We start from the raw sequence: 13,579 nt of genomic DNA, 5'->3' as shown, positions 1-13,579 counted from the left end.
TTATGTTTCTTAGCGTCATTACTGTCGCCTTTCGCAATTATGAAGGGGTAGTAAAAACCTGGCGCTCGCTGCGCAATCTGGCACGCGACCCGAGCCTCACGTTTGAATGGATAGTGGTTGATGGCGGCTCCGATGACGGGACGGCTGAATTCCTGAAAAAACTCAACGGTGAGTTTAACTTACGTTACATCAGTGAGAAGGACAAAGGCATCTACGATGCTATGAATAAAGGTATCGATATGGCGCAAGGGCGTTATGCGATTTTCCTGAATTCCGGTGATGTCTTCCATGATGAAGTGGCACTTTTTGTCCGCCAGCTTGTGCGCCAGAAAGATGATGCCATGTATATTGGCGATGCGTTGCTTGATTTTGGTGATGGTAATAAAGTGCAGCGCAGCGCAAAACCAGGCTGGTATATCTATCACAGTTTACCGGCCAGTCATCAGGCTATTTTCTTTCCGGTAGCAGGGCTGAAGAAACAGCCTTATGACTTGCAGTATAAAGTTTCTTCTGATTATGCACTGGCGGCTATGTTGTACAAATCAGGTTATCCATTCCGTCGAATTAAAGGCTTTGTTTCTGAGTTTTCGATGGGGGGCGTATCGACATCAAACAATCTCGAATTGTGCCAGGACGCAAAATCAGTACAGCGTAATATCTTGCGCGTACCTGGGTTTTGGGCGGAATTGTCTTATTTATTACGTCTGAAAACAACGGGCAAAACGAAAGCCTTATATAACAAAGTCTGAATATAAGGGAAGGTAATGCAAGATCTTAATGGCTTCTCCGTACCGAAAGGGTTTCGGGGCGGGAGTGGTATTAAAGTTCAGTTATGGTGGGCCGTTCAGGCAACGTTATTTGCCTGGTCGCCACAAATATTATACCGCTGGCGGGCATTTTTATTACGTTTGTTTGGCGCAAAAATAGGAAAAAACGTAGTCATCCGCCCGTCAGTGAAAATCACTTATCCATGGAAATTAACGCTGGGTGATTACGCCTGGGTTGGTGATGATGCAGTGTTATATACCCTTGGGGATATAACAATTGGCGCAAATTCCGTTGTGTCGCAGAAGTGCTATTTGTGCGCGGGCAGTCACGATTTTATGAGTCCATATTTTGATATTACCGCTGCACCAATCGTTATCGGCGAAAAATGTTGGCTGGCGACAGATGTGTTTGTCGCACCTGGTGTTTCTGTTGGCGATAGCACCGTAGTTGGTGCGCGTAGCAGTGTATTTAAATCGCTACCGGCAAATAAGATTTGCCGTGGCAACCCCGCAGTGGTGATACGCGAACGCGTTGAAACGAAGAGCCAATAGAACGGCTCTCATTAAATTCGATAAGTAGAGGAATATAAATATGTCTAAAGTCGCTCTCATCACAGGTGTTACCGGACAGGATGGTTCTTATCTGGCAGAACTTCTGCTGGAAAAAGGGTACGAGGTTCATGGCATTAAACGCCGTGCATCATCGTTCAATACCGAGCGCGTGGATCATATCTATCAGGATCCACACTCCGCGAACCCGAAATTCCATCTTCATTACGGCGACCTGACCGACTCCTCCAACCTGACCCGCATTCTGCAAGAAGTGCAGCCGGATGAGGTGTACAACCTGGGTGCAATGAGCCACGTCGCCGTGTCGTTCGAATCCCCTGAATACACCGCAGATGTAGATGCCATGGGCACATTGCGTCTGCTTGAGGCCATCCGCTTCCTGGGCCTTGAGAAGAAAACCCGTTTCTACCAGGCCTCCACATCGGAGTTGTATGGTTTAGTGCAGGAAATTCCACAGAAAGAAACCACCCCGTTTTATCCACGTTCACCCTACGCAGTCGCAAAGCTTTACGCCTACTGGATCACCGTTAACTACCGCGAATCCTACGGCATGTATGCGTGTAACGGTATTTTGTTCAACCATGAATCTCCCCGCCGTGGTGAAACCTTCGTGACCCGTAAGATCACTCGTGCAATCGCGAACATCGCGCAGGGGCTGGAGTCTTGTCTGCATCTCGGCAACATGGATTCCTTGCGTGACTGGGGCCATGCCAAAGATTACGTGAAAATGCAGTGGATGATGCTGCAACAAGACAAACCAGAAGACTTCGTGATTGCAACCGGTGTGCAGTATTCCGTGCGCCAGTTCGTTGAGATGGCGGCCGCGCAACTGGGTATCAAACTGCGTTTTGAAGGCAAGGGTGTGGAAGAGAAGGGCATTGTGGTGTCAGTGACAGGCCATGATGCTCCAGGTGTGAAACCGGGTGACGTGATTGTTCAGGTTGATCCGCGTTACTTCCGTCCTGCTGAAGTAGAGACCCTGCTTGGCGACCCAACCAAAGCACACGAAACCCTGGGCTGGAAGCCTGAAACCACTCTGCAGGAGATGGTCTCTGAGATGGTTGCTAAAGATCTCGAAGCCGCGAAGAAACACTCTCTGCTGAAATCCCATGGTTACGAGGTTGCGATCGCGCTGGAGTCCTGAGAATGACCAAACAACGTATTTTTGTCGCCGGTCATCGCGGCATGGTGGGTTCCGCCATTGTTCGCCAACTGGAACAACGCGGTGACGTTGAGGTGATTGTCCGTACGCGTGACGAGTTGAACCTGCTCGACAGCAAAACAGTACAGGAGTTCTTTGCACATTCGCGTATTGATCAGGTGTATCTGGCGGCGGCAAAAGTGGGCGGTATTGTGGCCAACAATACTTACCCGGCAGATTTCATCTACGAAAACATGATGATTGAGAGCAACATCATTCACGCAGCGCACCTGCACAACGTGAATAAACTGTTGTTCCTCGGTTCATCCTGCATCTATCCGAAATTGGCTAAACAGCCGATGGCGGAAAGTGAATTGCTGCAAGGGACGCTTGAAGCCACCAACGAGCCTTACGCGATCGCCAAGATTGCCGGTATCAAGCTGTGTGAGTCCTATAACCGGCAGTATGGCCGTGACTATCGTTCAGTGATGCCGACGAACCTGTACGGGCCGCACGATAACTTTCACCCGAGCAATTCGCACGTGATCCCGGCGTTGTTGCGCCGCTTCCATGAAGCGACGGCAGAAAATGCCCCGGATGTGGTGGTGTGGGGCAGTGGCACACCGATGCGTGAGTTCCTGCATGTGGACGACATGGCAGCAGCCAGTATCCACGTGATGGAGCTGGATCGTGAGGTGTGGCTGGAAAACACCGAACCGATGCTGTCCCACATTAACGTGGGAACAGGCGTGGATTGCACGATCCGCGAGCTGGCGCAAACCCTGGCAAAAGTGGTGGGTTACAAGGGCCGCGTGGTGTTTGATGCATCAAAACCGGACGGTACGCCACGTAAGTTGCTGGACGTAACGCGTCTGCATCAGTTGGGCTGGTATCACGAGGTTTCACTGGAACAGGGGCTGGCAAGCACCTATCAGTGGTTCCTCGAAAACCAGCACCGCTTCCGGGGGTAATCATGTTTTTAAGTCAGGAAGATTTTGCCACGGTAGTGCGCTCTACTCCGCTCATATCACTCGATCTGATTGTGGAAAATGAACGCGGCGAGTTCTTGCTGGGGAAACGAACCAATCGCCCTGCCCAGGGTTTTTGGTTTGTACCCGGTGGACGCGTGCAAAAGGATGAGCGGCTTGCCAGTGCCTTTGAACGTCTCTCGCTGGCGGAACTGGGGCTGCGTCTGCCAATGGCGGCAGCTCAGTTTTATGGGGTCTGGCAGCACTTCTACGACGATAACTTCTCCGGGACGGATTTCACGACACACTACGTGGTGCTCGGTTTCCGCCTGAAAGTTCGCGAGGCTGAGTTGTCTCTGCCTGATTCTCAACATGATGATTACCGCTGGCTTGATCCAGAGGCGTTACTGGCAAGCGAAAATGTGCATGACAACAGCCGTGCGTATTTTCTTGCGGCGCAACAGGCTGAGGCACCAGGAATATGAAAATTTTGGTGTACGGCATTAACTATTCGCCAGAGTTGACCGGGATCGGAAAGTACACCGGTGAAATGGTCGAGTGGATGGCAAGCCAGGGTCATGAGGTGCGGGTCATTACCGCACCACCGTATTACCCGGAATGGAAGGTGGGCGAGCGTTATTCAAGCTGGCGTTATCGCCGTGAACAGGGGGTGGCTACCGTCTGGCGTTGTCCCCTGTATGTTCCTGAACAGCCTTCGACGCTAAAGCGTTTGATTCATTTGGGCAGTTTTGCGCTGAGCAGTTTCTTCCCGCTAATGGCCCAGCGTCGCTGGAAGCCGGATCGCATTATCGGCATCGTGCCAACGCTGTTTTGTACCCCTGGTATGCGGTTGCTTGGCAAGCTCTCTGGCGCACGCACGTTGTTGCATATTCAGGATTATGAAGTGGACGCGATGCTGGGCCTGGGAATGGCCGGTAAAAGCAACGGTGGAAAAGTGGCAAAACTCGCCAGTGCCTTTGAGCGAAGTGGCCTGCTTAACGTTGATTATGTTTCGACCATCTCACGCTCCATGATGAACAAAGCGCAGGAAAAGGGCGTGGCGGCGGACAAAGTGATCTTTTTCCCGAACTGGTCGGAAGTGGCGCGTTTTCGGGATGTGGCAGAGCGTGATGTCCTGACGTTACGTACTCAACTCGGTTTGCCTGACGACCAAAAAATTATTCTTTACTCAGGCAACATCGGCGAAAAGCAGGGGCTGGAAAGCGTGATTGAAGCGGCTCATCAGCTTCAAAAACATCCATGGATGTTTGTGATTGTCGGACAAGGAGGCGGTAAAACGCGCCTGGAAAAAATGGTCAGTGAGCGTGGTTTACCCAATGTGAAATTCTTCCCGCTCCAGTCTTATGACGCATTGCCCGCGTTGCTGAAGATGGGCGATTGTCACCTGGTGGTGCAAAAACGCGGGGCGGCGGATGCCGTTCTGCCTTCAAAACTGACCAACATCCTGGCTGTTGGTGGCAATGCGGTGATCACCGCAGAACCTGAAACTGAATTGGGTCAGTTGTGCAAAAGCTATCCCGGTATCGCCGTCTGCGTGGAGCCGGAATCCGTTCAGGCGCTGGTGACGGGGATCGAACAGGCACTCGTGATGCCAAAAGAGAACACGGTGGCACGTGAATATGCCGAACGCACGCTCGAAAAAGAGAACGTGCTTAGCCAATTTATTGCAGATATACGGGGATAAATCATGAGTCAAACCAAACTTTTTCCGGTCGTGATGGCTGGAGGCTCTGGTAGCCGGTTATGGCCGCTGTCCCGCGTGCTCTATCCAAAACAGTTCCTCTGCCTGAAAGGGGATCTCACTATGCTGCAAACAACGGTGTCACGCCTTAATGGTGTGGCGTGCGAAAGCCCGGTGGTGATTTGTAATGAACAGCACCGCTTTATCGTTGCCGAGCAGTTGCGTCAGCTCAACAAGTTGACTGAAAACATTATTCTGGAACCTGCGGGCCGCAATACAGCTCCGGCGATAGCGCTGGCAGCACTGGCGGCACTGCGTAGCAGTCCAGAGAGTGACCCTCTCATGCTGGTGCTGGCAGCAGACCACGTGATCCAGCAGGAAGATGCTTTCCGTGACGCTGTACGTGCAGCTATTCCCTACGCCGAAAGTGGCAAACTGGTGACGTTCGGTATTGTGCCGGATCTACCGGAAACGGGTTACGGCTATATCCGCCGTGGGGATGTCGCTGAGGCGCAGGCTGACAGCGTGGCGTTTAACGTGGCGCAATTTGTTGAAAAACCGAATCTGGACACCGCGCAGGCCTACGTTGCCAGTGGGGAGTATTACTGGAACAGCGGCATGTTCTTATTCCGCGCCGGGCGCTACCTCGAAGAGTTGCAAAAGTACCGCCCGGATATCCTCAATGCCTGTGAAAAGGCGATGGATGTGGTCGACCCGGATCTCGATTTTATCCGTGTAGACGAAGCTTCGTTCCTCGCCTGCCCGGAAGAGTCGATCGACTATGCGGTGATGGAGCGGACGGCTGACGCGGTGGTGGTTCCCATGGATGCGGGCTGGAGTGATGTCGGTTCCTGGTCCTCGCTCTGGGAGATCAGCGCCCACACGCCGGAAGGCAACGTTCATCATGGGGATGTGATCAGTCATAAAACGGAAAACAGCTATGTGTATGCCGAATCGGGTCTGGTGACCACGGTGGGTGTCAAGGATCTGGTGGTTGTCCAGACCAAAGACGCGGTGTTGATTGCCGATCGCAATGCTGTGCAGGATGTCAAAAAAGTCGTGGAGAAAATTAAGGCCGATGGCCGCCACGAACACCATATTCACCGCGAAGTTTACCGCCCGTGGGGTAAATACGATTCGATCGATGCAGGGGAACGCTATCAGGTGAAACGTATTACGGTGAAACCAGGTGAAGGACTGTCGGTGCAGATGCACCATCACCGGGCGGAACACTGGGTGGTTGTGGCGGGAACAGCCAAAGTGACCATCAATGATGACGTGAAACTGCTGGGTGAAAATGAATCAATCTACATTCCGCTGGGGGCAACACATTGCCTGGAAAACCCAGGGAAAATTCCTCTCGATCTGATCGAAGTACGTTCCGGCTCCTATCTGGAAGAGGACGATATCGTCCGCTTTGAGGATCGCTACGGGCGCGTGTAAGCACGACGTTACCGGGCAAAACATTTACTACCAATTAATAAGGCTCATTAAGAGCCCTGGACGACTGTTGCCTGAAAAAGGGGTGATCATGGAAAAGTTAACCTGTTTTAAAGCCTACGATATTCGCGGCAAGCTGGGTGAAGAACTGAATGAAGATATTGCGTGGCGTATTGGCCGGGCATATGGCGAATATTTAAAGCCGAAAACGATTGTACTGGGCGGTGACGTGCGTTTGACCAGCGAATCGCTAAAACAGGCACTGGCGAAAGGGTTGCAGGATGCCGGTGTCGATGTGCTGGATATTGGACTTTCGGGTACAGAAGAGATCTATTTTGCCACTTTCCATCTGGGGGTGGATGGCGGTGTTGAAGTGACAGCCAGCCATAATCCAATGAATTACAACGGGATGAAGCTGGTGCGTGAGGGAGCTCGACCTATCAGCGGAGATACTGGCTTACGTGATGTGCAGCGTCTTGCGGAAGCCAACGATTTCCCCCCGGTGGACCCTACAAAACGTGGCAGCTACCAGCAAATCGACCTTCGCGCTGCCTATCTCGACCATCTCCTGGGTTACATCAACATGGCAAACCTCAAGCCATTGAAGCTGGTAATTAACTCCGGCAACGGTGCGGCAGGCCCGGTTGTAGATGCCCTGGAAGCTCGCTTTAAGGCGCTCAACGTGCCGGTGACGTTCGTCAAAGTCCATAACACCCCGGACGGTCATTTCCCCAATGGTATCCCTAATCCGCTGCTGCCAGAGTGTCGGGCGGATACCCGCAATGCGGTGATTGAACATGGCGCGGATATGGGGATCGCCTTTGACGGTGACTTTGACCGTTGCTTCCTGTTCGACGAAAAAGGTCAGTTTATCGAAGGTTACTACATCGTAGGCCTTCTGGCAGAAGCATTCCTGGAGAAAAACCCAGGCGCGAAGATCATCCATGATCCGCGTCTCTCCTGGAATACGGTTGATGTGGTCAGTGCCGCAGGGGGCAAACCGGTTATGTCCAAAACCGGTCACGCTTTTATTAAAGAGCGGATGCGTGAGGAAGATGCCATCTATGGTGGAGAGATGAGCGCACATCACTATTTTCGCGATTTTGCCTACTGCGATAGCGGCATGATCCCGTGGTTGCTGGTGACAGAGTTGCTGTGCCTGAAAGGGCAGACGTTGGGCGAGCTGGTTCGCGACCGTATGGCAGCGTTCCCGGCGAGTGGTGAAATCAACAGCACACTGGCATTGCCCGTCGAGGCGATTGCGCGCGTCGAGCAGCATTTTGCTATTCACGCTCTGGATATTGATCACACCGATGGGATCAGCATGTCGTTTCCTCAATGGCGATTCAATCTGCGCTCCTCGAATACGGAACCTGTGGTGCGTCTGAATGTGGAGTCACGGGGAGATGTCCCGCTGATGGAAGCGCGAACGCAGGACATTCTGGCGCTGTTGAATCAGTAAAACTTTCCCCCTCAACTTCTCTTCGGAAGGGAGAAGGTGAGGGGCGGGTTTTGAACGAAAGGAACAACGATGACAAATCTAAAAAAGCGCGAGCGAGCCAGAACGAATGCATCGTTAATCTCAATGGTGCAGCGTTTTTCTGACATTACCATCATGGTCGGCGGGCTGTGGGCGGTGTGCCGGATAAGCGGATTGCCATTTTTATACATGCATCTGCTGATGGCGTTGATTGCCCTGGTGGTGTTTCAAATGATCGGCGGGATGACCGATTTTTATCGTTCATGGCGCGGTGTAAAGATTACAACTGAACTGATGCTGCTGCTGCAAAACTGGACCTTAAGTCTGATATTCAGTGCCGGACTGGTGGCATTTAGCCATGATTTTGATAATCGTCTTGTCACTTATCTGTGCTGGTACGGGTTAACCAGTCTCGGCATGGTGGTGTGTCGCGTGTCTATCCGTTATTGCGCTGGTTGGTTACGTAACCAGGGGTATAACACCCGCTTTGTGGCAGTGGCCGGCGATCTGCCCGTTGGGGCGTTATTACTCAACAGTTTCCGCAAAGAGCCCTGGCTGGGCTTCGACGTTGTCGGGGTGTATCACGACGCACAACCCGGCGGTGTCTCACCGGATTGGGCAGGCAATACCGAACAGCTCATTGAGGATGCGAAAGCGGGCAAGATCCACAATGTCTACATTGCGATGCCGATGAGTGAAGAGAAGTGTATCCGTAACCTGATGCGCGAGCTGGCTGATACCACCTGCTCAGTAAGTCTTATCCCTGATGTCTTTACCTTCAATATCTTGCATTCGCGTATCGAAGAGGTGAATGGCGTACCGGTAGTACCGCTTTACGATACACCGCTCTCCGGCATCAACCGCGTGCTGAAACGCCTGGAAGATATCGTCCTCTCTTCCCTGATTTTGTTGCTGATCTCCCCCGTTCTGTGCGCGATCGCCCTTGCGGTGAAGATCACCTCGCCAGGTCCGGTGATCTTCCGCCAGACCCGTTACGGCATGGACGGAAAACCGATCATGGTGTGGAAGTTCCGCTCAATGAAAGTCATGGAAAACGACAGCGTCGTGACGCAGGCGACGCAAAACGATCCGCGAGTGACGCGTGTGGGTAACTTTTTGCGCCGTACTTCACTGGACGAATTACCGCAATTTATTAACGTCCTGACCGGCGGTATGTCGATTGTTGGGCCACGACCACATGCAGTGGCGCATAACGAGCAATACCGTTCACTGATTGAAGGTTACATGCTGCGCCACAAAGTGAAGCCGGGTATTACGGGCTGGGCGCAAATCAACGGTTGGCGTGGTGAAACCGATACTCTGGAAAAAATGGAGAAACGCATTGAGTTCGATCTGGAGTACATCCGTGAGTGGAGTGTCTGGTTCGATATCAAAATCGTTTTTCTGACCATCTTTAAAGGCTTTGTGAACAAAGCGGCGTATTAAGGAACGGTCATGAGCTTACGTGAAAAAACCATCAGTGGGGCAAAGTGGTCAGCCATGGCGACGCTGGTGATCATCGGACTGGGGCTGGTGCAGATGACCGTCCTGGCGCGGATTATCGATAATCATCAGTTCGGTCTGTTGACCATCTCACTGGTCATTATTGCCCTGGCCGATACGCTATCGGATTTTGGTATTGCGAACTCCATTATCCAGCGTAAAGAGATTAGCCACCTGGAACTGACCACGCTCTACTGGCTGAACGTGGCGCTGGGCATTACGGTATGTGTGTTGGTCTTTCTGTCGGCCAGCACTATTGCTGACGTGTTACATAACCCCGATCTCGCACCGTTAATACGTACACTCTCTTTTGCTTTTGTCGTGATCCCGCATGGGCAACAGTTTCGTGCGCTCATGCAAAAAGAGCTGGAGTTCAGCAAGATTGGTATGGTTGAAACCAGTGCTGTGGTGGCGGGATTTACCTTTACCGTCGTGAGCGCGCATTTCTGGCCGTGGGCGTTAACGGCGATTCTGGGGTATCTGGTGAATACCGTCGTGCGTACCGCACTGTTCGGCTACTTTGGTCGTAAGATTTACCGTCCTGGATTCCACTTTTCGCTGGCGTCGGTGTCATCTAACCTGCGTTTTGGGGCGTGGCTAACCGCAGATAGCATCATTAACTACATTAATACCAATCTGTCCACGCTGGTGCTGGCGCGCATTCTGGGGGCGAGCATCGCAGGCGGCTACAATCTTGCGTACAACGTCGCGGTTGTCCCGCCGATGAAACTCAACCCTATCATCACCCGCGTGCTTTTTCCTGCGTTCGCCAAAATACAGGACGATACCGAAAAGTTACGCGTCAACTTCTATAAGCTACTTTCCGTGGTGGGGATTATTAATTTCCCGGCTCTGCTGGGGCTGATGGTGGTCTCCAACAATTTTGTTCCGCTGGTTTTTGGTGAGAAGTGGAACGGCATCGTTCCGATCCTGCAGTTGCTATGTGTGGTGGGGTTATTGCGTTCGGTAGGGAATCCGATTGGTTCCCTGCTGATGGCAAAAGCCCGCGTGGATATCAGCTTTAAATTCAATGTATTCAAAACCTTCCTGTTTATCCCGGCCATTATTGTTGGCGGTCATCTGGCGGGTGCGATTGGCGTGACGCTGGGCTTTCTGCTGGTGCAGGTCATCAACACCGTATTGAGCTATTTCGTGATGATCAAACCGGTACTCGGTTCCAGCTACCGGCAGTACATCCTGAGTCTGTGGCTGCCGTTTTACCTGTCGTTGCCAACACTGGCAGTCAGTTATGGCCTGGGCATAGCGCTCAATGGTCATCTGCCGCTTGGCGTATTGCTAGCCGCGCAAATAGCCGCTGGCGCACTAGCATTTGGGGCGATGATTGTGCTTTCACGTAATGCCCTGGTGGTGGAGATGAAACGCCAGTTTTGCCGAAGTGAGAAGATGAAAACGCTGCTCCGGGCAGGTTGATTTAGGGCATTTTTTCTTGATTCCGGCCTTTAGAGAAGAAGGTCAGGGTGGAGAATTTCTTTAAGAGGTCATTATGAAATTATTGATTCTTGGTAATCACACATGCGGCAACCGTGGTGACAGTGCCATTCTGCGCGGTTTACTGGATGCGATTAACGCGCTGGCCCCTGAAACGGAAGTGGATGTGATGAGCCGTTATCCGGTGAGCTCATCCTGGCTTCTTAACCGTCCGGTGATGGGCGACCCGCTGTACAGCCAGATGAAACAGCACAACAACGCCGCAGGGGTGATGGGGCGCGTAAAGAAAGTGCTGCGTCGTCGCTATCAGCATCAGGTGCTTTTGTCCCGTGTGACAGATACCGGGAAGTTGCGCAATATTGCTATTGCTCAGGGGTTTACTGATTTTGTCCGTCTGTTGTCGGGCTACGACGCCATCATTCAGGTCGGCGGTTCATTTTTTGTCGATCTCTATGGCGTGCCTCAGTTCGAGCACGCACTCTGTACTTTTATGGCGAAAAAACCGCTGTTTATGATTGGGCATAGCGTGGGGCCTTTCCAGGACCCACAGTTCAACCAACTGGCAAATTATGTATTTGGTCACTGTGATGCGCTAATCCTGCGTGAATCCGTCAGCCTTGAATTGATGAAACGAAGTGAAATCGACACGTCAAAAGTGGAGCATGGGGTCGATACGGCCTGGCTGGTCGATCATCAGGCTGATCAATTTGAGGCCAGTTATGCCGTTCAGCACTGGTTGAATGTGGCGGAACAACAAAAAACCGTTGCCATTACTTTGCGCGAGCTTGCACCTTTTGATAAGCGTCTGGGAACCACGCAGGAAGCCTATGAAAAAGCCTTCGCCGACGTGGTTAACCGCGTACTGGACTGCGGTTATCAGGTTCTGGCGCTTTCCACCTGCACCGGTATTGACAGCTACAACAAGGACGATCGCATGGTGGCGCTGAACCTGCGTCAGTATGTGAACGACCCGTCACGTTATCATGTGGTGATGGACGAGCTGAATGACCTTGAGATGGGGAAACTGCTTTCAGCCTGTGATTTAACCGTTGGGACGCGCCTGCATTCTGCGATTATCTCAATGAATTTCGGTACACCTGCCATTGCCATCAACTACGAGCACAAATCGGCAGGCATCATGCAGCAACTGGGAATGCCAGAGATGGCGATTGATGTTCGCCATCTTCTGGATGGGTCACTCAGTGCCATGGTGGCGGACACGCTGGGGCAGTTACCGGTCATTAACGCGCGCCTGACGAAGGCGGTGAAAGCAGAGCGAGAAAATGGCCTCGGTATGGTGAAGTCTGTTCTTGAACGCATCGGGGAGGTGAAATGAAGGTTGGTTTCTTTTTGCTGAAATTCCCGCTGTCTTCGGAAACGTTTGTCCTGAATCAGATTACTGCGTTTATTGATATGGGATATGAGGTTGAGATCATCGCCCTGCAAAAAGGGGATACGCAAAATACCCATGCTGCGTGGAAACAATACGGCCTGGAGGCGAAAACTCGCTGGTTGCAGGATGAACCGCAGGGGCGGATGGGAAAGCTCCGCTATCGCGCCGGTAAAACGCTACAAGGCATGCATCGCGCCTCGACATGGCGTGCGTTAAACATCTCTCGCTATGGCGACGAGTCACGCAATTTGATCCTCTCCGCCATCTGTGGTCAGACCGCCCGGCCCTACCGTGCAGATGTATTTATTGCTCATTTTGGGCCAGCGGGTGTCACGGCGGCAAAATTACGTGAACTGGGCGTGATTGAAGGGAAAATCGCCACGATTTTTCATGGGATCGATATCTCCAGCCATGACGTGCTTAACCACTATACCGCAGAGTATCAGGCGCTTTTTCGTCGTGGCGATCTGATGCTGCCTATCAGTGAACTGTGGGCCGGACGTCTGAAGCAAATGGGCTGCCCTGGTGAGAAGATTACTGTTTCTCGTATGGGCGTAGATATGGATCGTTTTACTCTGCGACCGATAAAAGTGCCGGGTAAACCGCTGCAAATTATCTCGGTTGCCCGTCTGACGGAGAAAAAGGGGCTGCACGTAGCAATTGAAGCCTGCCGGCAATTGAAATCCCGGGGCGTCGATTTTAAGTATCGCATCCTGGGTATCGGCCCGTGGGAGCGTCGCCTGAAGACCCTTATCGAACACTATGAACTGGACGATTATGTCGAAATGCCAGGTTTCAAACCGAGCCATGAAGTCAAAGCAATGCTGGATGACGCTGACGTCTTTTTGCTGCCGTCGGTAACAGGGACGGATGGCGATATGGAAGGCATTCCGGTGGCGCTGATGGAAGCGATGGCTGTGGGGATCCCGGTGGTGTCGACGGTACATAGCGGGATCCCGGAACTGATTAGCCCCGGTTACTCCGGCTGGCTTGTGCCTGAGAATGATGCACTCGCGCTGGCCGAGTGCCTGGCCACCTTTAGCCATATTGAGCAACAAGAACTGATGCCCGTATTACACAACGCACGGCAGAAAGTCGAAACGGAGTTTAATCAACACCTGATTAATCGCCAGTTAGCCAGCCTGTTACACACGCTTTAACGCCGA

The 13,579-nt window shown here is 52.2% G+C and carries 12 protein-coding genes; all 12 read left to right on the top strand.

What is annotated here, in order from left to right; genetic code table 11:
• The first annotated feature begins 2 nt into the window (after positions 1–2).
• The 12 genes from wcaE to wcaL all read left to right on the top strand — a co-directional run bounded on the left by wcaE (position 3) and on the right by wcaL (position 13,573).
• Complete coding sequence (gene wcaE, locus GF617_RS07365) at positions 3–749, top strand: colanic acid biosynthesis glycosyltransferase WcaE (RefSeq protein ID WP_181620067.1); 747 nt, start codon at positions 3–5, stop codon at positions 747–749.
• Positions 750–764: 15 nt separating this feature from the next.
• Positions 765–1,319: a colanic acid biosynthesis acetyltransferase WcaF gene (wcaF, locus tag GF617_RS07360; RefSeq protein WP_181620066.1), complete on the top strand. Its 555-nt coding sequence runs from the start codon at positions 765–767 to the stop codon at positions 1,317–1,319.
• A 40-nt stretch (positions 1,320–1,359) separates the two neighbouring features.
• Positions 1,360–2,481 carry a GDP-mannose 4,6-dehydratase gene (gene gmd / locus GF617_RS07355; RefSeq protein WP_181620065.1) on the top strand — a complete coding sequence of 374 codons (1,122 nt, stop codon included), beginning with the start codon at positions 1,360–1,362 and terminating at the stop codon, positions 2,479–2,481.
• Between the two features lie 2 nt (positions 2,482–2,483).
• Entirely contained in the window at positions 2,484–3,449 is a 966-nt protein-coding gene (locus tag GF617_RS07350) for a GDP-L-fucose synthase (protein ID WP_181620064.1), read from the top strand.
• A gap of 2 nt (positions 3,450–3,451) precedes the next feature.
• On the top strand, positions 3,452–3,931 hold the full coding sequence (locus GF617_RS07345) for a GDP-mannose mannosyl hydrolase (RefSeq protein WP_181620063.1): 480 nt from the start codon (positions 3,452–3,454) through the stop codon (positions 3,929–3,931).
• Positions 3,928–5,151, top strand: a complete 1,224-nt coding sequence (gene wcaI, locus GF617_RS07340) for a colanic acid biosynthesis fucosyltransferase WcaI (RefSeq protein WP_203451407.1) — start codon at positions 3,928–3,930, stop codon at positions 5,149–5,151. Before GF617_RS07345 ends, wcaI begins: the two co-directional genes overlap by 4 nt.
• 3 nt (positions 5,152–5,154) lie before the next feature.
• Positions 5,155–6,591 (top strand): mannose-1-phosphate guanyltransferase, encoded by a 1,437-nt coding sequence (gene cpsB / locus GF617_RS07335; RefSeq protein WP_203451406.1) that lies wholly within the window; start codon positions 5,155–5,157, stop codon positions 6,589–6,591.
• An 88-nt stretch (positions 6,592–6,679) separates the two neighbouring features.
• Positions 6,680–8,050, top strand: coding sequence for a colanic acid biosynthesis phosphomannomutase CpsG (gene cpsG / locus GF617_RS07330; protein ID WP_203451405.1), 1,371 nt, complete (start codon positions 6,680–6,682; stop codon positions 8,048–8,050).
• A gap of 69 nt (positions 8,051–8,119) precedes the next feature.
• A complete protein-coding gene (wcaJ, locus tag GF617_RS07325) occupies positions 8,120–9,514 on the top strand; it encodes an undecaprenyl-phosphate glucose phosphotransferase (RefSeq protein WP_181620059.1) in 1,395 nt (464 codons plus the stop codon).
• Positions 9,515–9,523: 9 nt separating this feature from the next.
• The gene (gene wzxC / locus GF617_RS07320) at positions 9,524–11,002 is read left to right on the top strand and encodes a colanic acid undecaprenyl disphosphate flippase WzxC (RefSeq protein ID WP_181620058.1); all 1,479 of its coding nucleotides are present in this window, start codon (positions 9,524–9,526) and stop codon (positions 11,000–11,002) included.
• Positions 11,003–11,075: 73 nt separating this feature from the next.
• Positions 11,076–12,356: a colanic acid biosynthesis pyruvyl transferase WcaK gene (gene wcaK / locus GF617_RS07315; protein ID WP_181620057.1), complete on the top strand. Its 1,281-nt coding sequence runs from the start codon at positions 11,076–11,078 to the stop codon at positions 12,354–12,356.
• Positions 12,353–13,573 (top strand): colanic acid biosynthesis glycosyltransferase WcaL, encoded by a 1,221-nt coding sequence (gene wcaL / locus GF617_RS07310; RefSeq protein ID WP_203451404.1) that lies wholly within the window; start codon positions 12,353–12,355, stop codon positions 13,571–13,573. Before wcaK ends, wcaL begins: the two co-directional genes overlap by 4 nt.
• Positions 13,574–13,579: the final 6 nt, after the last annotated feature.

Source organism: Lelliottia sp. RWM.1 (assembly GCF_016859735.1).
Classification (GTDB): Bacteria; Pseudomonadota; Gammaproteobacteria; order Enterobacterales; family Enterobacteriaceae; genus Enterobacter.
The sequence above is the reverse complement of the archived record's forward strand: the minus strand, read 5'-3'. Positions and strand labels throughout refer to the sequence as shown.

Bases quoted from the DNA above. Each gene is read 5' to 3' on its own strand.
- GF617_RS07350 (WP_181620064.1), top strand. From the start codon at position 2,484: ATGACCAAACAACGTATTTTTGTCGCCGGTCATCGCGGCATGGTGGGT.
- wcaJ (WP_181620059.1), top strand. From the start codon at position 8,120: ATGACAAATCTAAAAAAGCGCGAGCGAGCCAGAACGAATGCATCGTTA.
- wcaL (WP_203451404.1), top strand. From the start codon at position 12,353: ATGAAGGTTGGTTTCTTTTTGCTGAAATTCCCGCTGTCTTCGGAAACG.
- cpsB (WP_203451406.1), top strand. From the start codon at position 5,155: ATGAGTCAAACCAAACTTTTTCCGGTCGTGATGGCTGGAGGCTCTGGT.
- wcaE (WP_181620067.1), top strand. From the start codon at position 3: ATGTTTCTTAGCGTCATTACTGTCGCCTTTCGCAATTATGAAGGGGTA.
- wcaI (WP_203451407.1), top strand. From the start codon at position 3,928: ATGAAAATTTTGGTGTACGGCATTAACTATTCGCCAGAGTTGACCGGG.
- wcaK (WP_181620057.1), top strand. From the start codon at position 11,076: ATGAAATTATTGATTCTTGGTAATCACACATGCGGCAACCGTGGTGAC.
- cpsG (WP_203451405.1), top strand. From the start codon at position 6,680: ATGGAAAAGTTAACCTGTTTTAAAGCCTACGATATTCGCGGCAAGCTG.
- wcaF (WP_181620066.1), top strand. From the start codon at position 765: ATGCAAGATCTTAATGGCTTCTCCGTACCGAAAGGGTTTCGGGGCGGG.
- gmd (WP_181620065.1), top strand. From the start codon at position 1,360: ATGTCTAAAGTCGCTCTCATCACAGGTGTTACCGGACAGGATGGTTCT.
- GF617_RS07345 (WP_181620063.1), top strand. From the start codon at position 3,452: ATGTTTTTAAGTCAGGAAGATTTTGCCACGGTAGTGCGCTCTACTCCG.
- wzxC (WP_181620058.1), top strand. From the start codon at position 9,524: ATGAGCTTACGTGAAAAAACCATCAGTGGGGCAAAGTGGTCAGCCATG.